A 17,580-nucleotide genomic window follows, 5' to 3' on the forward strand; every position below is an offset into this window, starting at 1 on the left:
ATCGAGACGTGACCTCCCCGCCGCATGGAACCGGATCCCGGTACGCGGTAGGGAGGTCACGTCTCGATCGGCGCCACCCAGCGGTCGCGCCCCGGGCGGGAGACAGCCCGGCCAGTGATCAATCCGCGGGAAGCAGCGCCGTCGGCCCCGCCACGCCGGCGCGCCTCATCTGGTCCCGCATCGTCACCAGGACGTCCTCGACCCGGGAGAACCGGATCCCGAGCACCCGTTCGGCATGCGCGTTCGCGATGTTGAGGTGACGCGGGTAGGGCCGGCCGGCCGTACGCGCGTAGTCCGCGAAACGGAGAGCGGAGACCCGGCTGCTGTCGAGATCGAACACCCGAGCCACCAGCAGGGTGAGGTCGTAGGGCGAGAGACTGGTACCACCCGCACACTGGAAGAGGCCGTCCGGGGGCCTCAGCTCCGCGACCCGGTCGATCGCCGCGACGAACTCGTCGGTGAAGGTCGGACTGACCAGGGTGTCGCAGAACATCGGTGGTGTCCGCCCGGTGACGAGCCCTCGGATGATCTTCCGGACCAGGTCCTCACGGCGACGGTACCGGGCCCGGAAGGGAAACGAGAGCCGGAGGATGGAGAATCGGCACCCGGATTCCCGGACCTCGCCTTCGGCCCAGTATTTCGTCCGGCCGTACCAATCTCGCGGATCGGGACGATCGGACTCCCGGTACGGCTCCTTCTCGTCGCCGCTGAAAACGTAATCGGTCGACACGTGGATCAGGTATTTGCCGTTCTCGCGGCACGCCCGCGCCAGATTCCGCGTGCCCTCGACGTTCACACGGTAACAAGGACCACCGCGATCACCGGTCTGCACGTGAGCCGCGTCGAGATCGGTGTACGCGGCGAAATGGACGACGACGTCGGCCGGCGTCCGCGCGACCGCACGGTGCACAGCGGATGCGTCGGTCACATCGCAGTCCAGTGCTTCCCATCGGTGCGCGCCGCCCAGTTCCACGGCGCGGTCTCCGACCATTCCCCGCAGTCCGGTGCCGGCCCGCGGCCACGCCTGTTCCGTACCCATCGATCTCCCTGTCACCGCACCGGCATGGAAGCGAGGAGCGACGGTGCCCCCGGCCCGGCGCTCGGCCGGGCGCAGGGACACCGCGGCCCGCATCGCCTCCACCGTGTCGTCCAACCGGCTGGGCGTACCGCGCTCAGACCCTCTTCTTGTAGAGGGCGTTCCAGAAGTAGCTCCAGGGGACGGCCGGCCCGTCGCTGACGCACTCCCAGTCGTCCGCCGGGCGGTAGCCGTCGATGAAGGCCGGCGCCGCGGCCCGCACAGCCTCACTGTCGTGGATGTCCACGAGTTGCCGGAGCGGCCCGTTCTCGAGCGCCATCTCTACGGCTTCGCGGCCCTGGTGGTAGCCGTCCAGGGTTTCGTCGACGTACTTGCCCACCGGGTTCTTGACGTAGAACGCCGTGCACGACTCGTCGATGAGTTCGAGATAGGCGCGCACCGTGTCCGGGCTCATCTCGGTCATCGAGTGGACATTGATGCACAGGTCGAACCGGTCGGACGGGAAGAGGTCGTCCACCTCGTCGACCGCCACGAACTCGATCTTGTCGAACCGGGCCTCGTCCAGCACCTCACGAAGGTACGCCCGGCTCACCTGGAGGGTGTTCCGCAGATCGACGATGCGGTAGCCGGCGAGGTCGTAGTTGGACAGGATCATGTGGCAGGTGCGGCCGTAGCCGGCGCCGATCTCCATCACCCGGGCACCGGTCAGGTCGATCTCCCGGTCGATGAGGCCGACCTCGAACGCCGCCTGCACGTAGTCCAGGCACAACGGCTCACCCTGGCAGCGGACCGTGATCGGGTTGCCGACCTCCCGGTTGGGCGTTCGCCTGATCCGTGCCCAGTCGTCGGCACTCAGTTCCATACCGAGGTGATAGGTCAGCGCCTTCAGATACCGCACGCCGTTCGTCGACGGATCCCACAGAGCCAGTTTGAAGTTCCGGCCGTCGGATTTGAGATTGTCCAGATCGACCGCCGCATCCTCGGTGATCCAATGGTCCTGGATCCTCTCCCATTGCCGACTGGCTTGAAATCTGTGGCCCATTTCGCTCCGCTCTCGTAAGAATTTCCGCACCGGACGCGGTGTCCGGAATGGGCTGAAATTAGCACTCACCGAAACGGCATCGGAACCCGTTCAAATAGGGGTGGGCGAATCGACGGCGCTGTGTCCCAGGGTGCGCACATGGGCACGGGGTACGGGATCACCGGCGTTCATCCACTCCCGGACCGAGGTGAGGTCCCCCGGGTCCGGGTCAGCCGTCGCCACGGCGGCATGCAGTCCCGGAAGAGCGTGAATCGTGGTCGGCCGGAAATTTCGAGCCGCCCTGATGACGCCGTCAGCACTCCGGTTCGAGATGGAGATGAGGGTGACCCCGGCCAGAAGCGCATAGAACGTGAACACCATCGCGCACGGATGAGATTGCGGGACCGCCGACAGCACGGACGAATCCGGGAGCTCGCGACGGTCGGCGAGCAGGAGGCGAGCACCGGCCACGCTCCGACGATGGGTCCAGACGACGAGCTCGGGAACCCCGGTGTCTCCCGGGCCGTGGCAGAGCGCGACGGGATCGTCGTCGTGATGCCGGTACAGGGCACTCCCGGGAAGGGGCGGCGCCGTGATGGGACCGACCGATTCACGGGTGTGGAACCAGGTCACGCTCGGCACCCGGCGGATGGCGTCGCTCAGCATCGAGAAGTGCGCGATATCGGTGTAGATCCCCACCGGCGCGCTGCGTTCCATCAGCGCGATGGCGTGTTCCGGCGGGAGCGTTCCGTCGATGAGCACCGGTACGGCGCCGATCTGCGCCAGGGCGGTGAGATGGATCTGATTCTCGAAGGAGTCGGTGATGTGGACGGCGACCCGGTCCCCGGGCCGCACCCGTGCCGCGTGATACCAGGACGACCATGCCGTGGCCAGTTTGTTGAGGTCGGCCACGCTGAACTGCGACCTCATGGCACCGAGTTCGTCGGGGATCGGCCGGTCCGTGAAGACCGTGGGGCGACGTGGTGTCACGCTCGCGTCCAGCGCCGCGCGCCAGGCGTTGCCACCACCGAAGTCGATCTGAGTCAGTTTCCTCCGCTCGTCGACGCGGAGCGGATCACCACGTGAAGCCATCAACGTCACCCACCTTGCCGAGAGTGCATCCGGACCGAATAGCGTCGTGAGGCTGCCGAGGTTCACCACGGCCGGAGGATCCCGTCCTTGGCCGGTGCTACGCGGCGTCCCCGGCCGCGAGCGCGGTCACCTGGGCGGCCACCTCGGCGGGAGACGGCTGAGCGACGACCTCGGCGCGCAGTGCGCGCGCGGCGTCCCTGATCCGGTCGCTGGTCAGCACCGTCGTGACGGCGTCGGCCAGCGTGTCGGCGGTGGCGGTCCGCCGGTCGAGGGCGATCGCCGCTCCCGCGGCGGCCAGGCGATCGGAGCAGGTCTGGGTGTCCAGAGTGACCGCCAGGGTCACCTGCGGGACGCCGTAGTACGCGGCGGTCATGATCGAGCCGGCTCCGCCGTGGTGGACGACCGCGTCACAGGACGGCATGATCGCGTTCAGCGGGACATTCTCCACCACGGTGACGTCCGGCGGCAGGTCCCGCGTCCACTGACGATCCGCGCCGATCACCGCGAGGATCACCTCGGCGTCGTGGCTCTGCAGCGCCTTGACGACGTCGAGGACCGGGAAGGTGTCGACCCCTTCCCGGATGGCCAGCATCGAACCCCAGGTGACCAGGACCCGGGGCCGCCCCCCGCGCGGCGGAGCCAGCACCGAACGCGGCACGACACCGCTGCCGTTGTAGGGAACGAACCGCACGGGAAGCCGCGCCGGAGTCGTCGCGATCTGCATGCTCGCCGGCCACGAGTCGACCGTCGCCACGGCGATCTCGCGCGCCGGCTCACAGCCATGCCGCGCGTAGAGCTCGCGCAGCGGCTCGGGCCAGTCCTCCGGCGCCGATCCGCATCCCGGGTACAGGTGCTGTGCGGAGGCGCGAAGGTAGTCCGGGCCCCAGAGGTGGTGGACGACCGGGGCGCCCACCGCCGCGGCGGCCAGTGGCGCCGCGAGCACGATCGGGTCGGCGACGACGAGGTCCGGCCGCCAGTCCCGGGCGAGGTCGACGATCTCGGGTGCGGCCTCCTCGGCGAAACGGATCTGGGCCCTCATCATCGCCTGGTGCAGCGGGCCCGCCGGGCCACTCGGTGTGCTCCCGAGCGTGCCCTCGGAGCGCAGCCTCGCGAGTTCGGCGACCGTGTCGAACGACTCGGCGAAGGTGACCATCGAAGTCCCGGAGCGCACGACGAGCGGATCCCCCCACGGCTGCGCGACCACACAGATCTCGTGCCCGGCGGCCCGGCAGGCCCAGATGAGCGGCACCATCGGGAAGTAGTGCGACGGCGTGGAAGCCGGAACAAACAGGACGCGCATCCGTTACCCACCATTCTCGCCAGCGGACGTGACCGCAGAAGCCACGCTGCCGCTCGCGCGCGAGCGGGACAATCCCCGGCTGATCGGGGTACCGGGCCACCCGTGTCTGTGTTACCGGAGCGGCCTGAACAGGGATATTGACGAGTGGGCATCAGCCCTCTACGGTGGGCGGGTGCCCACTATTCTACATTGGAAGTCTGTGCTCGTTGCGGCGTGCATGACCGCCACAACACTGGTGGCCACGGCCACGGCCGCTCCGGCAGCCCCATCGACCGCTGCGGAAACGAGACCCACCTGCGTCGCCCACACCCTGCCGGTCCGCCTCGCCGACCCCGGGCCCGCGACGCAGACATTGTGGGGAGAGCTCTGCTACCCGCGGAACGCGCGTCCCACCACCGTGCAGTTCCTCGTGCACGGCGGGTACAGCAATCACGCGTACTGGGACTTCCCGGTCGGCAACGGCTACTACTCCTACGTCCGCGCCGCCACCGCGGCCGGCTACGCCACGTTCAACGTCGACCTGATCGGCGCGGGCCACAGCTCCCATCCGCTGAGCAGCCAGGTCACGTCGGACGCCGGAGCCGTCGCGCTCCACGACGCCATCACCGCGCTGCGCCAGGGAACGCTCGACGGGCACTCGTTCGGCAAGGTGATCTGGGTCGGGCACGGCACCGGCTCCTACTACGCCCGCACCGAGATCCCGCGGTACGGCGACGTGGACGCGCTCATCCAGACCAGCGCGCTGCACGGCTTCAACGCGGAGCACGTCGTGAGCGGGCAGGCGAACGTGTACCCGGCGGTGAACGACCCGAAGTTCGCGAACTCCGGTTACGACGCCGGCTACATCACCACCAAGCCGGGCACTCGCGCATCCATGTTCCTGTACCCGGCGACCACCGTTCCCGCTGTGGCCGCCGCGGACGAGGCGCTCAAGGACGTCCAGCCGACCGCGGCGATCACCCCGCCGGCGGTGCCGCACCAGATCCGGGTGCCGGTGCTCGTCGTCGGTGGCGCGGAGGACTGGCTGGGCTGCCAGGGGGTCACCGTCTACGACTGCCACGACCCGGCGAGTGTGCTCGCCTACGAGTCGAACTTCTACCTGCCCGAGGCGCAGCTCGAGGTGGCGCTGATCCCGCAGACCGGCCACCTCGTCGCGCTGGCGACGACGGCGCCGCTGACCAACTCCATCATGCTGAACTGGGCCGCGGGCGTCGCCGCACCTCAGTGATCGACGACAGAGCGAGGGCTTTCTTCCGTGGACACCAACGTCGTACTCGAGGCACTCTCCGTCGCTGTCTCGGCAGGCGTTCCGACACTGCTGTGGGGCAGCCCGGGTACCGGTAAGACGTCCGCGGTGAAAGCCCTCGCCGAGTCGTTGAACTGGCCCGTCGAGGTGGTCATCGGCTCCATCCGGGAACCCAGCGACTTCGCCGGCCTCCCCGTCGTCGCCGACGGTACGGTCCGGCTCGCACCGCCCGCATGGGCACAGCGACTGTCGTCGGCCGGGCACGGACTGCTGTTCCTCGACGAGCTGACCACCGCCCCACCCGCGGTGCAGGCCGCGATGCTGCGGGTGGTGCTGGAGCGGGTGGTGGGCGACGTTCAACTGCCCGAGGGCGTACGCGTGGTCGCCGCGGCCAACTCGCCCGAGGACGCCGCCGACGGCTGGGAGCTGGCCCCGCCGCTCGCCAACCGTCTCGTACACCTCACCTGGCCGGTGAACGCCGAACGCATCGCCCGCGGCCTGGCCGTCGGCTTCCCGCGGCCGGCGCTAGCCGGATTCCAGCGCCGCGCCGACGCCCGGCAGAACGCCGTCGCACGGGCCACGGTGTCGGCCTTCCTTCAGGTACGCCCCGCTCTCGTCCTCCAGATGCCCAAGGGACCGGCGTCGGGCCAGGGATGGCCGAGCCCCCGCACCTGGGAGTTCACCGCGACACTGCTGGCCGCGTGCGAGGCCACCGAGGCGGGCCCCGACGTCCGCGCGGCACTGATCACCGGCGCGGTCGGCGAGGGCGCCGCACTGGAATTCCTGTCCTGGCTGGAGAACCTCGACCTGCCCGACCCGGTCCGGGTCCTCGCCGATCCGGACGCCTTCGAGCTGCCCCGCCGCAGCGACCGGGCCTTCGCGATGCTCACCTCCGTCACCGCGGTGGCCGTCGCGGCGGATGACAGGACCCTCTGGGAAGCGGGATGGAAGGTGGTCGCCAAAGCCGCACAGGTGGCGCCCGACATCGCGACCCTGGCGGCACGCACCCTGGCCTCGCACCGGCCGGCCGGGGCCTACATTCCCGCGACACTGCTGGAGCTGACCCCCATCCTGCGCGCCGCGGGCCTGATCCAGTAGCGCCGGCAACGACAACGGAGCGAGCCTGAGGCACATGTCCGGTCTACCTCTCGACGCCTTGTCGCCGGAGCTGCGGCGCAAGTGGGCGGCCGCACGCGTGTGGGCCGCCCACCGGATGCCCTACCTCGCCAACGCCCTGCTGACCATGGACCCCGTCGTCGTGCCCGACACCGAGCTCACCGATGACGGCGCCGCGCTGCGACGGTTCCCCGCCGACACCGGCTGGCACATCCACCTCAGCCCGGCCGAGCTCGAACGGCAGAGCGTGCCGCAGATCGGGTTCTGGGCCCTGCACCAGCTCGCCCACCTGCTGCGCGAGCACGCCGCACAGGTTCCGGCCGCCGTCACGCACGGACCGGACGCCGATGAACCGCCCGTGCGCACGCCGGAGCAGCAGGTGTGGAATCTCGCCGCCGACGCCGAACTCCACGGCGACCTCTCGACGGCCGGGCTCGAAGCGCCCGCGGACGTGGCGGCGCCGGCCGCACTCGGGCTGCCCGGCGGCGAACTCGCCCGTCGCTACTGGACACTTCTCCAGGACCGGACCGAGCTGCCCGACCCCGCGATGGCGGCGGGCGACTGCGGCAACGGCTGCGACGGCCGGCCGCGCCCGTGGAACTGTGACTGGCCACCGCTGTCCCGGACCAGCGCCCAGCTCACCGCGCTCGAGGCGGCCCGTCGCGTCCGTGAGCACCAGCGGACCCGTGACGATGTCCCCGGCGGCTGGCGACGCTGGGCCGACGAGATCCTCGAACCCCGCGTCAACTGGCGCCGGCAACTGGCGGCACAGATCCGCCGGACGATCGCCGACACCACCGGGCGGGTGGACTTCACCTATCGGCGGCCGTCCCGGCGGGCCGGGAGCGTGCCGGGCGTGGTCCTGCCCAGCCTGCGCCAGCCCGCACCGGTGATCGCGATGCTCATCGACACCTCCGGCTCCATGAACGACGACATGCTGGGCCAGTGCCTGGCCGAGGTGGACGCGGTCCTGCGCGCCGTCGGCATCGGCCGCCGCCAGGTCACGGTGATCTCCGTGGACGCGCGGGTCTACCGGGCGCAGAATCCGCGTACCATCGCCGATCTGACCCTCGGCGGCGGCGGGGGCACCGACATCCGTGCCGGCATCGAAGCGGCGACGGTCCTGCGGCCCCCGCCCGACCTCATCGTCGCTCTCACCGACGGCCACACCCTCTGGCCGGACGCCCCTCCCCCACGTACCCGGGTGGTGGTGGGCCTGCTGGACCCGGCGGGGCGGGTGCCGGACTGGGCGACGACCGTGGTGATCAGCGAGCCGGGATCCGAGGAGGTGCGATGAGCGAGGACCGGGAACCGTCCGGTGAGTTCGACGAGGCCGCGTACACCGACATGGGCTTCTCCGCAGCCGAGGGACGCGCGTGGTGGAAGTGGCGCATTCCGCCGCACCGCGCGGCGGCGTGGCGCGCCGCCCGGCTGACCGACCCGCTCGCCGCGGCCCAGTGGGAGACCGCCAAGGTCACCCCGGGCACGGTCGCCGGATGGCGGGCCGCGGGGATCACCGCGGCCGAGGCGATCAGCTGGCACGAGTTCGGCCTCGACCTGGCGACCACCACCCGTTACCGGGCGCTGGGCTACACCCCGGAACAGGCGTACGAGCTGTGCCAGGGTCGCCAGCCGCGAACGGTGGGTTCGAGCGAGGGCGGGTCGCACGACGTCTTCCTCAGCATGATGGCGTTCAACGCCTCCGAGGCCCAGCGCGAGACCGAGCGGTTCATCAAGCGGGCGAGCGGCGCCACCGGCGTGACCATGTACACCTACCTGCACGCCGAGTGGGTGGACGACGAGGCGATCGCCTGGGTGGGCTGCAACATCGATGCCGCGACCGCACGGACCTGGAAGGACCTGGGACTACGGCCGGCGGAGGCCGCCCGCTTCATCCAACGGGGCATGAGCCCGATGGCGGTCGCGCGCGAGTGGTGGCAGGCGGGCATCCCGTTCGACGAGGCGGCGTCGTGGATCGGCGCCGGCCTGACCCCCCAGGAGGCGGTCGAACAGCGCGAACGCGGCGTCACCGTGGAGCAGGCCGAAACCTTGCGCATTCTGCGTCACGGCGCCGACCCGGGTGCGTGACAGCGCTCCGGCGACCTACACGTCACCCGGTGGCGCATCGATTTCAATGACGCTTCCGCGTGCCCGCACGACGCGATGACGGCCGTTTCCGTAACGAACCGCAGACGGCTGATCCCACCGGAAGCTAACACAGATGCGGTAGGCGAGACACCCTCGCAAATCGGGATTTCTGGCGCGACGACCGTACGGAAAAGTGGGTTTCGAAGTCAGCGAAGAAGCCGACTGGATAAGCCTTTCACGCCCGGGGACAGCAATCCTCATGTGTCGCCCGGCAACGTGGCGTACGCGGCCAGTGCCAGAACCGACCATTTGGGAGTTCTCCTAATGCTCCATGAACCCCCGGCGATAGTCGTCGCCCTAGCCGACAAGAGCGACCGCGCCCAGCGAGCGGAGGCACGCCGCACCGCATTCCTTTTCCAGGACGGGGTCATGCTGGCCTCCTGTGTGCGGGCTCTGGACGCACTCGGGTTGCTCGACGGCGCACCGCATGCCGCCGGCAGCCTCCCGGAAACCGGGTATCTGCTCGCCGTCTGGCGCTGCCTGGCCGCGGCCGGCTGGATCGACACCGATTCCCCGGCCGGCTGGACCGACCTCGGCCGCAAGGCGCTGCGGCACCGTTCGCGCTATGTCGCCGGCGGCCGGTTCCTCGCCCGCTTCGACGACAGCGCACCCGGCTCCTGGGCCGAACCGTGGGACGGGCCGACGCTGGAGGCCTTCGCCCGGGCGATCGACGACCTCGAGACGTGGCACCTCACCGCGGACCCGGACGCGCCGGCCACCGTCCACCTGAACGCCACCCTCGCGGTTCCCGCGCTCCTGACGCTGCGCACCACCGGTGCCGTCCACCGGCCCGGCGGAGACTTCGCGCGGCTGTTCCGGCTGCTCGGCTGGCTCGACGTCGACGGTTCCTGGACCCCTCGGGGCCGGGCCGGCCTCGCCTTCTCCGACCACTGCGGCCTCGTCGGTTCCTACCTTCCGATGCTGAGCCGCCTGGAGCAGCTGCTGCGCGGCGAACTGCTCGTCACGCCCGGGGACGGCGAGTGGCACTGTCAGCGCCGGGTCAACGTCGAGGCGAGTTCGGCGGCCCACCGCAAGTACTTCGCCGACGCGGACCCGGTCTTCCGGGAGATCTTCCGTCACGGACGGCGGCCCTCGTTCATCGCCGATACCGGATGCGGTGACGGCAGCTGGCTCGCCCACCTGCACGGCATCCTCGGCGACGACGTCCGCTACGTGGGCATCGACGCCAGCCCGGTGGCCCTGGACCGGGCCCGCGCGGTCCTGCGCGACGCCGGCGTGTCCGACCCGCTGCTGCTGCTCGGCGACATCACCGATCCCGACGCGATGGCCGCCCAGCTGGCCCGGCACGGGCTCGCCATGGAGGACGGGCTGCACATCCGGTCGTTCCTCGATCACGACCGTACGTACGTAGGCGGGGATCCCCGGGACGACGTTCCGGGCCTGTCCTCCGGCGCCTACGTCGCACCGGACGGCAAACCGCTGACCTCGGCGCAGGTCGAGGCCGACCTCGTCGCTCATCTCCGGCGCTGGGCACCCCATGTCCGCCGGTACGGGCTCGTCGTCCTGGAGGCGCACAGCGTGGCCCCGCAGCTGGCCCGGCGCCACATCGGGGCGCTGCACTCGGTGGCTCTGGACACCTACCACGCCCTGTCCCACCAGTACATCGTGGAACACTCCGCGTTCCTCGAGTGCTGCCGTCTGGCCGGCTTGGAACCCGTCGGTCACCTCGAGCGGCGCTACCCGAACACCCGTCCCTTCGTCGCGATCTCCCTCAATCATCTGGTCCCCGCCAGGCCGTTTCCGCGGCACGAACCGGCGGAACGCCACGACACCTGGCAGCCGGAGCCCGGCACGGACCTGACCGACGGCCGGCGGCTGCACCACCTGCTGTTCACCGACGGTGATCTGGCTCGTCCCCGGCCGTGGTGCACCGGCGCGACCGGATTCGGCGTACGCCACATGCTGGACGCCGTCGAGTCCCGGATCGAGCGGGTGCGGCCCGGTGACGTCGTCCGGGTGCTGGACTACGGCGCGGGTACCGGCCTGGCCTCGATCGAGCTGATCAAGGCATGCGCCGAACGGGACGTCCCCGGTCGTCTGACCCGCCGCGGCGCATCCTTCGAGCTGCATCTCGTCGACATCCCCAGTAGCTGGTTCGCCTACGGGTTCGCCCTGCTCGGCGACGTTTCCTGGACGCGTTTCCACGCCTTGCGCGACACCTCCGGCCGGTTCCGGCCGTTGCTGGACGTCACCGCCGGAAGGCGCGTCGACGCGGTGCTCGCGAACATGGTCTTCCACCTGCTCGACGGCAAGGCCATGCGGAAGGCCGCCGCGTCGATCGCCGGCGTGCTGCGGCCGGGTGGGGTCCTCGCGTTCACCGCACCCGATCTCGCCGAGCCCGCGGCGGGCTCCCTGCTGTTCCACGATGCCAACCGGTTGATGCGCCGGTACTGGCTCGACGCGCTCGACGCGGAGCGTCCCACGGATCTTCATCCCGTGCTGAGGGAGGCGGCGTCCACCGTCAACCAGGCGTCGCGCGCCGGCGCCCAACGCCGGGCGGACCGCCGGATCCTGCCGACACCGCAGCACAGCGATGCTGTGGCGGGGGCTCTGGAACCGTACTTCACGGGGAACATCGAACGCCGCACGTACGAATGTCTCGCCGAGGAATGCCTGATGACGGCGCTCGTTCCGGCCAATCAGCAGGAGTATCTGGCGGAGATCCCGGAACAGCGGCCGCGGGAGAAGGTGATCCGCCATCTCCTGCTCGACCGGGTGCTGCCCGAATTGATGAGCGGTCCCGCCGGAACGGCGCGCGGGCTCAACCTGGAGTGGAAGCTCGGCCGGTTCACGCTGAAAAGCTGAACTCACATCGATGCGTACCAGATGTCGTGAAGTGTGGCCATCCCGTCTTATCGCGGCTTGTTCGCTGTCCGGGACCTCCGGCAGGGTGGCCCCTACGGCGAGCGATTCCCCATTTCTGATCTGGCGGCGGGAAATCCCCATTCACCTTGCTCACACAGCGTTTGCCGGCGCCGGGAAGGAGAGTCCACGATCATGAGTTCCGATGCCGAGGTGCGCGACTACCCATTCGGCGAGCCGGCGGGAATCGAGGTGGACCCGCTGTTCGCCAAGTTACGCCGGGAGGAGCCGGTGTCCCGCATCCGGCTGCCCTACGGCGGTGAGGGCTGGCTGGTCACCCGGCACGAGGACACCAAGCTGGTGCTCGCCGACCCGAGGTTCAGCCGCGCCCGGACGGTGGACCGGGACGACGTCCCGAGGACCACACCGGAGCCGGCACGCGGCGGTTTCCTGCTGAACATGGACCCGCCGGAGCACAACCGGCTGCGCAGGCTGGTCGCCCTCGCGTTCACCAGCCGCCGGGTCGAGCGGCTCCGGCCGCGGGTCCAGGAGATCGTCGGCGAGCGACTGGCCGAGATCGAGCGGCACGGGCCTCCCACCGATCTGGTACGCAGCCTCGCGCTCCAGGTGCCCATCGTCGTGATCTGCGAGATGCTGGGCGTCCCCGCACGGGATCAGGAACGGTTCCAGGACTTCTCCGACGCGGTGCTGTCCACCACCGCGTACACGCCCGAGGAGATCCTCGCGGTCCGTACGGCCCTGCAGACGTACCTCGCCGACATGGTGCGCCGGCGCCGGGAGCAGCCCACCGACGACCTGCTCGGCGCACTGGTGGCCGCCCGGGACGACGAGGATCGGCTGAGTGAGGAAGAGCTGATCAATCTGGGTATCGGGTTGCTCATCGCGGGCCACGGGACGACCGCCAACCAGATCTCCAACTTCACCTATGTGCTGCTCACCCGCCCGGGCAGCTGGGATCTGCTGCGCGAGCGGCCGGACCTGGTGCCCGGCGCGGTGGAGGAACTGCTGCGCTATGTCGAGTTCGGCACGGGCGGTTCGTTCGCCAAGGTGGCCACCGAGGACGTACTGGTCGGCGGCGTCCTGATACCGGCCGGAGACGCGGTGTTCGTCAACGCTCAGGCCGCCAACCGGGACGAGACCGTGTTCGACAGCCCGGACGAAGTGGATCTCCTCCGGCAGCCCAACCCGCACCTGGCGTTCGGGCACGGCCTGCACCACTGCCTCGGCGCTCAGCTGGCCCGGCTGATTCTGCAGGTCACGATCGGCTCGCTGGTACGGCACTTCCCGTCGTTGCGGCTGGCCGTGCCGGCCGAGGACGTGCCCTGGAAGACCGGCCTGCTGGTCCGCGGGCCGAAGGCCCTGCCGGTGAGCTGGTGAGGGGCAGCGCATGACGGAACAGCGGTGGCGGATCCAGATCGACAAGCGCACGTGCATCGGCTCCGGGCTGTGCATCGGGATCTCGCCGGACCACTTCAGGCTCGTCGACGGGCGATCCGAACCGCGTGCCGAGAGCGTCACGCCGGACGACCTGGTGCTGGATGCCGCCGAATTCTGCCCGGTCGAGGCGATCCTCGTTCGCGCGGAGAACACCATGACCATCCTCGCCCCGCAGCAGTGAGGGTCGCCCGAACCGTACCGGAAGGGATTCCCGATGCCCCTCGACGAACGTGTCCTCACCCCCCGTGAGTCGATGATCGTGGCGGCCGGCGCCAGCCCGGCGTTCGTCACCGTCACCGCCGACGGGCCCCTCGACATCGACGTGCTGGGGCACGCGTTGCGGCTGCTCGCCGAGGCGAATCCGATTCTCCGGTCGGAGATCGTCCGCACCGGCGACGAGCGGTACGTGCTCCGGGTCGACGACCACACCCCCTCCATCACGGTTCGCGACGACGGCACGACGTTCGCCGACGTGGTCAACACCCCCTGGGACGCCGGCGAGCGGACTGCTCAGCTCCTGGTGCTCCGGGAGAGCCGGGGCTGGGCGATCGTCCTCGCGGTCCACCATGCGGTCGCGGACGGCCAGCTGATCACCACACTCCTGCGGCGGCTGGTCGAGTACTACACCGCCCTCGTCTCCGGAGCCCGCGTGGCGGTCGTACGCCGCGACGAGTTGGACCCGCCGCTCGAGGAGGTGCTGCGCCGGATGGGAGCGGTGCCGGCGTCGGCCGAGCCGGTTCAGGACACCGCACCGGAGGAGGTCACCACGCTGGCGCCCGGATCCGTGCCGGCAGCCGGGCGGCCGAGCTTCGGCATCCGCAACCTGCGACTCGGCCCGGAGGCCACGGCCCGGTTCATCTCGGCCGCCAAGGCGCACCGGCTGTCGGTCAGCAGCCTGGTGGTCGGGGCGATGACGGTGGCGCTTCGCGGCATGCACGACTCCCCGGACCCGTTGACGCTGGCACTGTGCCTCCAGGTGGATCTGCGCAGCCGGATGACGCCGCCGGTGCCGCCGGACGCGGCCATGAGCGCGGTCGGCAGCGTGATCATCAATCTGCCGACACCGTACGACGCCGGTCCGGTCGAGGTGGGCACGCAGGTCGACAGCCGGATGCCCGGCGCCGTGCGGCAGGCACTACGGCAGGCGGCGCTGCTCGCGGCCGGGAAACTGCGCCTGTCGAGGGCACAGGAGATCTCGATCAGCATCTCGAACCTCGGCCGGCTGTCCTTTCCGTCCGTCGCCGGTGACCTCCGGTTCGGAACGATCCGCTCCGTGGCCACCATGCCCTTCATGCGCGTCCCCGCTCTGGTGGTCAACACCACGAACGGCTCGCTGAACCTGGACCTCATCTACAACCGCGCATTCCTGACCGACGACGTGGTGCATCACCTGACACAGGGGTTCGAGAGCCGGCTGGCGGCGCTGGCCCGCACGGGCGCGAGCTCCTCAGTCTGATGCATCCGATTCCACCAAGCCGGGAGACAAGCATGCATGTCACGACGGAACAGGCCGAGACCCTCATCCTCGCCGCGGGCGGGCGTGAGACGGAACTCGACGCCGCCATCACGGACATCGGGGCGAAGGCGGTGGCCTCGCTCGCCGCGGAGGAACTGGTGTTCCGCGGCAGGCTGCCGTCCAACAAGACCCTCGTCCACGTCCAGCTCGACATGCTCCACGACAAGGAGACGTTCACCTACACGATCAGCGTGCGGGCCGGCGAGCCGGTCACTCTGGCCGAGGGGAAGCACGACGAGGCGATCTTCCTGCTGGAGTTCGAGCTCGCGATCCTGGTCCGCAGCCTCTACGGCGCCCCGCGGGAGCACAGCGCCACCGCGCACCGCAAACGGCTGCTCGTGGAACGCCCCACCGCGAAGGCGCTGTACGAGGGTCCGCTGCGCGGCGACTGGTACTCGGTGGGACGCGCGGTCGACACCGTGCTCAGTGGATGTACGGCCGGTCCCGCCGATCTCGGTGAGCTGTCGGTCCGGCACGGGACGGACAAGTGGGGTACGTGGCATTGGTACACCCCGCATTACGAGCGGCACCTGCGTGGCATGCGCGGCGAGCCGGTACGGATCCTCGAGATCGGCATCGGCGGGTACAACAATCCCGATCTCGGCGGCTGGTCGCTGAAGATGTGGAAGGCCTTCTTCCCCCGGGGCCTCGTCACCGGACTGGACGTCTTCGCCAAGCACGGCCTGGACGAGCCCCGGATCCGCACCGTGCAGGGCGACCAGACCGACCCCGGGTTCCTGACGTCCTTCGGCGAGCAGAACGGGCCGTTCGACGTCATCGTGGACGACGGAAGCCACGTCAACGAGCACATTCGCACCTCGTTCGAGGCGTTGTTCCGTTTCGTACGGCCGGGTGGCTTCTACATCATCGAGGACATGTGGACCGCCTACTGCGAGAAGTTCGGCGGATCCGAGAGCGCGGTCTCGCCGCCGACCACGTCCGTCGGGATGCTGCAGTCGCTGCTCGACAAGCTCCACTACCAGGAGCGCCCCGGGGAGACCGGCGACGGCATCGCCGAACAGGTGGTGGGCGTGCACGTCTACCACAACATCGCGTTCATCGAGAAGGGCTTGAACGCCGAAGGTGGCATCGCGCCCTCGGTCTCGCGGTTCTTCGAGTCCTCCCCCTCCACGCCGCAGTGATGAAGATCGAGCCGATGGCGGTCCTGGACGCGTACCGCATCACCCCGACGTACATGGCGGACCGGCGCGGCAGCTTCACCGAGGCGTGGCGGCTGAACGAGCTCGACGTCTACCTCGACGAACCGTTCGTGGTACGCCAGGCGAACTTCTCGGTGTCGCGGCGCAACACGTTGCGCGGCATTCATGGCACCACCTTCCCGCCGGGACAGGCGAAACTGGTCACCTGTGTCCGGGGGGCGGCGCTCGACGTCGTCGTGGACCTGCGGGTGGGCTCACCGACGTTCGGCCAGTTCGACATCACGCCGCAGGACGCGGAATCCGGTGTCGGCGTCTACGTGCCCGACGGGCTCGGCCACGCCTTTCTGGCACTCACCGACGACACCTGCATGAACTATCTGTGCTCCACCGAGTACGTGCCGGGGACCATGATCGACATCCAGGCCATCGATCCGGACCTGGGCATCCCGTGGAATCTGACCGAGAAGCCGATCATGTCCGACAAGGACGCGGCCGCGCCGACGCTCGCCGAGGTGCTGGCAGCCGGACGACTGCCCCATTACCGGCCGGGCGGCCACCGAGCCAAGGAAGGGGAATCTCATGGCGGACCCACGCGGCACAGTCCGGATCGGGGTGATCGGGTGCGCTGACATCGCCGCGCGACGGACCCTGCCGGCGATGCGGGCGGACAGCACCATCGAGCTCCGGGCCATAGCCAGCCGTGATCGGCTCAAGGCGAAGGGGTTCGCGGACGCCTTCGGCATCGACACCGCCCTGGGCGATTACGCCGAGCTTCTCCGGCGTGACGACATCGACGCCGTTTACCTGCCCCTGCCGGCCGTGTTGCACGCCGAGTGGGTGGAGCGAGCCCTCCTGGCCGGCAAGCACGTCCTGGTCGAGAAGCCGCTCACCACGGAACTGCGGGATACCGAGCGGCTCATCCTCCTGGCGCGCGAACGGGGGCGCCTGGTGATGGAGAACATGATGTTCCTCCATCATCCGCAGCATTCCCGGGTCGGCGAACTCGTCGCGGAGGGGGCGATCGGCGAGCTGCGCACGCTGACCGCCGGTTTCACGATCCCCCCGAAGCCGGCCGACGACATCCGGTATCGACCCGACGTCGGTGGCGGCGCCCTGGTGGACATCGGTGTCTATCCGATCCGTGCCGCCCTGCGGTTTCTCGGGCCGGACCTTCGACTCGTCGGCGCCGTGCTCCGTGTCGATCGTGCTCGCGGTGTCGTGGTGGGTGGAAGCGCCCTGCTGTCCGATCCGGAGGGTGTGACCGCCCAGCTCACCTTCGGCATGGAGCACTCCTACCGCAACGGCTACGCATTGGCGGGCAGCTCCGGCAGGCTCGGCGTGGATCGGGTCTTCACGCCACCGCCGGAGTACCGCCCCGTCGTCCGCATCGAGCGCCAGGATCACCGGGAGGAGATCACGCTGCCGCCGGCCGACCAGTTCGCGAACATCGTCGGCTTCTTCGCCGCCGCCGTCCGGGAGGGCGCCGACCTGACGTCCTACCACGACGATTCCCGCCGCCAAGCGAGCCTCGTCGACGACATTCGCAACAAGGCGGAGTACGCCTACCTCTCCTGAGCGGACGCGGCATCGCCCCGGCCGGGGTGATGCCGCGTCCACGCCACGCCAAGAACCGCACCACACGTGAATAAGGCGGAGCCCTCCCG

15 protein-coding genes are annotated in these 17,580 nt (G+C 69.8%); 11 read left to right on the forward strand and 4 right to left on the reverse strand.

What is annotated here, in order from left to right; genetic code table 11:
• Positions 1 to 118 precede the first annotated feature (118 nt).
• The 4 genes from J5X75_RS27960 to J5X75_RS27975 form a co-directional block, all read right to left on the reverse strand.
• The gene (locus tag J5X75_RS27960) at positions 119 to 1,039 is read right to left on the reverse strand and encodes an SDR family oxidoreductase (protein ID WP_208470489.1); all 921 of its coding nucleotides are present in this window, start codon (positions 1,037 to 1,039) and stop codon (positions 119 to 121) included.
• A 133-nt stretch (positions 1,040 to 1,172) separates the two neighbouring features.
• Positions 1,173 to 2,078 carry a putative sugar O-methyltransferase gene (locus tag J5X75_RS27965; RefSeq protein WP_208470490.1) on the reverse strand — a complete coding sequence of 302 codons (906 nt, stop codon included), beginning with the start codon at positions 2,076 to 2,078 and terminating at the stop codon, positions 1,173 to 1,175.
• Positions 2,079 to 2,168: 90 nt separating this feature from the next.
• A complete protein-coding gene (locus tag J5X75_RS27970) occupies positions 2,169 to 3,218 on the reverse strand; it encodes an AMP-binding protein (protein WP_208470491.1) in 1,050 nt (349 codons plus the stop codon).
• A gap of 28 nt (positions 3,219 to 3,246) precedes the next feature.
• A complete protein-coding gene (locus J5X75_RS27975; RefSeq protein ID WP_208470492.1) occupies positions 3,247 to 4,449 on the reverse strand; it encodes a nucleotide disphospho-sugar-binding domain-containing protein in 1,203 nt (400 codons plus the stop codon).
• Between the two features lie 217 nt (positions 4,450 to 4,666).
• On the opposite strand from J5X75_RS27975, the gene J5X75_RS27980 reads away from it, so the two are divergent.
• From J5X75_RS27980 to J5X75_RS28030, 11 genes are all read left to right on the forward strand, one after another.
• Positions 4,667 to 5,677: an alpha/beta hydrolase gene (locus J5X75_RS27980; RefSeq protein WP_208470493.1), complete on the forward strand. Its 1,011-nt coding sequence runs from the start codon at positions 4,667 to 4,669 to the stop codon at positions 5,675 to 5,677.
• Positions 5,678 to 5,704: 27 nt separating this feature from the next.
• Positions 5,705 to 6,793: an AAA family ATPase gene (locus tag J5X75_RS27985; RefSeq protein WP_208470494.1), complete on the forward strand. Its 1,089-nt coding sequence runs from the start codon at positions 5,705 to 5,707 to the stop codon at positions 6,791 to 6,793.
• A 34-nt stretch (positions 6,794 to 6,827) separates the two neighbouring features.
• Positions 6,828 to 8,108 (forward strand): vWA domain-containing protein, encoded by a 1,281-nt coding sequence (locus tag J5X75_RS27990; protein ID WP_208470495.1) that lies wholly within the window; start codon positions 6,828 to 6,830, stop codon positions 8,106 to 8,108.
• Complete coding sequence (locus J5X75_RS27995; RefSeq protein ID WP_208470496.1) at positions 8,105 to 8,899, forward strand: hypothetical protein; 795 nt, start codon at positions 8,105 to 8,107, stop codon at positions 8,897 to 8,899. Before J5X75_RS27990 ends, J5X75_RS27995 begins: the two co-directional genes overlap by 4 nt.
• 324 nt (positions 8,900 to 9,223) lie before the next feature.
• Positions 9,224 to 11,785, forward strand: a complete 2,562-nt coding sequence (locus tag J5X75_RS28000; protein ID WP_208470497.1) for a class I SAM-dependent methyltransferase — start codon at positions 9,224 to 9,226, stop codon at positions 11,783 to 11,785.
• Between the two features lie 192 nt (positions 11,786 to 11,977).
• Positions 11,978 to 13,180 (forward strand): cytochrome P450, encoded by a 1,203-nt coding sequence (locus J5X75_RS28005; RefSeq protein WP_208470498.1) that lies wholly within the window; start codon positions 11,978 to 11,980, stop codon positions 13,178 to 13,180.
• A 10-nt stretch (positions 13,181 to 13,190) separates the two neighbouring features.
• Positions 13,191 to 13,421, forward strand: a complete 231-nt coding sequence (locus J5X75_RS28010; RefSeq protein WP_208470499.1) for a ferredoxin — start codon at positions 13,191 to 13,193, stop codon at positions 13,419 to 13,421.
• Between the two features lie 33 nt (positions 13,422 to 13,454).
• Positions 13,455 to 14,696 (forward strand): phthiocerol/phthiodiolone dimycocerosyl transferase family protein, encoded by a 1,242-nt coding sequence (locus J5X75_RS28015; RefSeq protein WP_208470500.1) that lies wholly within the window; start codon positions 13,455 to 13,457, stop codon positions 14,694 to 14,696.
• A gap of 32 nt (positions 14,697 to 14,728) precedes the next feature.
• The gene (locus J5X75_RS28020; protein WP_208470501.1) at positions 14,729 to 15,898 is read left to right on the forward strand and encodes a class I SAM-dependent methyltransferase; all 1,170 of its coding nucleotides are present in this window, start codon (positions 14,729 to 14,731) and stop codon (positions 15,896 to 15,898) included.
• Positions 15,898 to 16,545 (forward strand): dTDP-4-dehydrorhamnose 3,5-epimerase family protein, encoded by a 648-nt coding sequence (locus tag J5X75_RS28025; protein ID WP_208470502.1) that lies wholly within the window; start codon positions 15,898 to 15,900, stop codon positions 16,543 to 16,545. Before J5X75_RS28020 ends, J5X75_RS28025 begins: the two co-directional genes overlap by 1 nt.
• A complete protein-coding gene (locus tag J5X75_RS28030; protein WP_208470503.1) occupies positions 16,496 to 17,491 on the forward strand; it encodes a Gfo/Idh/MocA family protein in 996 nt (331 codons plus the stop codon). The genes J5X75_RS28025 and J5X75_RS28030 overlap by 50 nt, the downstream gene beginning before the upstream one ends.
• Positions 17,492 to 17,580 lie beyond the last annotated feature (89 nt).

This window comes from Actinoplanes flavus, assembly GCF_017592555.1.
Lineage (GTDB): Bacteria > Actinomycetota > Actinomycetes > Mycobacteriales > Micromonosporaceae > Actinoplanes > Actinoplanes flavus.

What these genes read in the sequence shown, in the direction of transcription:
- J5X75_RS27990 (WP_208470495.1), top strand. Translation starts at nt 6,828, where the DNA reads ATGTCCGGTCTACCTCTCGACGCCTTGTCGCCGGAGCTGCGGCGCAAG.
- J5X75_RS27960 (WP_208470489.1), bottom strand. Translation starts at nt 1,039, where the DNA reads ATGGGTACGGAACAGGCGTGGCCGCGGGCCGGCACCGGACTGCGGGGA.
- J5X75_RS28000 (WP_208470497.1), top strand. Translation starts at nt 9,224, where the DNA reads ATGCTCCATGAACCCCCGGCGATAGTCGTCGCCCTAGCCGACAAGAGC.
- J5X75_RS27980 (WP_208470493.1), top strand. Translation starts at nt 4,667, where the DNA reads ATGACCGCCACAACACTGGTGGCCACGGCCACGGCCGCTCCGGCAGCC.
- J5X75_RS28025 (WP_208470502.1), top strand. Translation starts at nt 15,898, where the DNA reads ATGAAGATCGAGCCGATGGCGGTCCTGGACGCGTACCGCATCACCCCG.
- J5X75_RS27975 (WP_208470492.1), bottom strand. Translation starts at nt 4,449, where the DNA reads ATGCGCGTCCTGTTTGTTCCGGCTTCCACGCCGTCGCACTACTTCCCG.
- J5X75_RS28015 (WP_208470500.1), top strand. Translation starts at nt 13,455, where the DNA reads ATGCCCCTCGACGAACGTGTCCTCACCCCCCGTGAGTCGATGATCGTG.
- J5X75_RS27995 (WP_208470496.1), top strand. Translation starts at nt 8,105, where the DNA reads ATGAGCGAGGACCGGGAACCGTCCGGTGAGTTCGACGAGGCCGCGTAC.
- J5X75_RS28020 (WP_208470501.1), top strand. Translation starts at nt 14,729, where the DNA reads ATGCATGTCACGACGGAACAGGCCGAGACCCTCATCCTCGCCGCGGGC.
- J5X75_RS27965 (WP_208470490.1), bottom strand. Translation starts at nt 2,078, where the DNA reads ATGGGCCACAGATTTCAAGCCAGTCGGCAATGGGAGAGGATCCAGGAC.
- J5X75_RS28030 (WP_208470503.1), top strand. Translation starts at nt 16,496, where the DNA reads ATGGCGGACCCACGCGGCACAGTCCGGATCGGGGTGATCGGGTGCGCT.
- J5X75_RS28005 (WP_208470498.1), top strand. Translation starts at nt 11,978, where the DNA reads ATGAGTTCCGATGCCGAGGTGCGCGACTACCCATTCGGCGAGCCGGCG.
- J5X75_RS28010 (WP_208470499.1), top strand. Translation starts at nt 13,191, where the DNA reads ATGACGGAACAGCGGTGGCGGATCCAGATCGACAAGCGCACGTGCATC.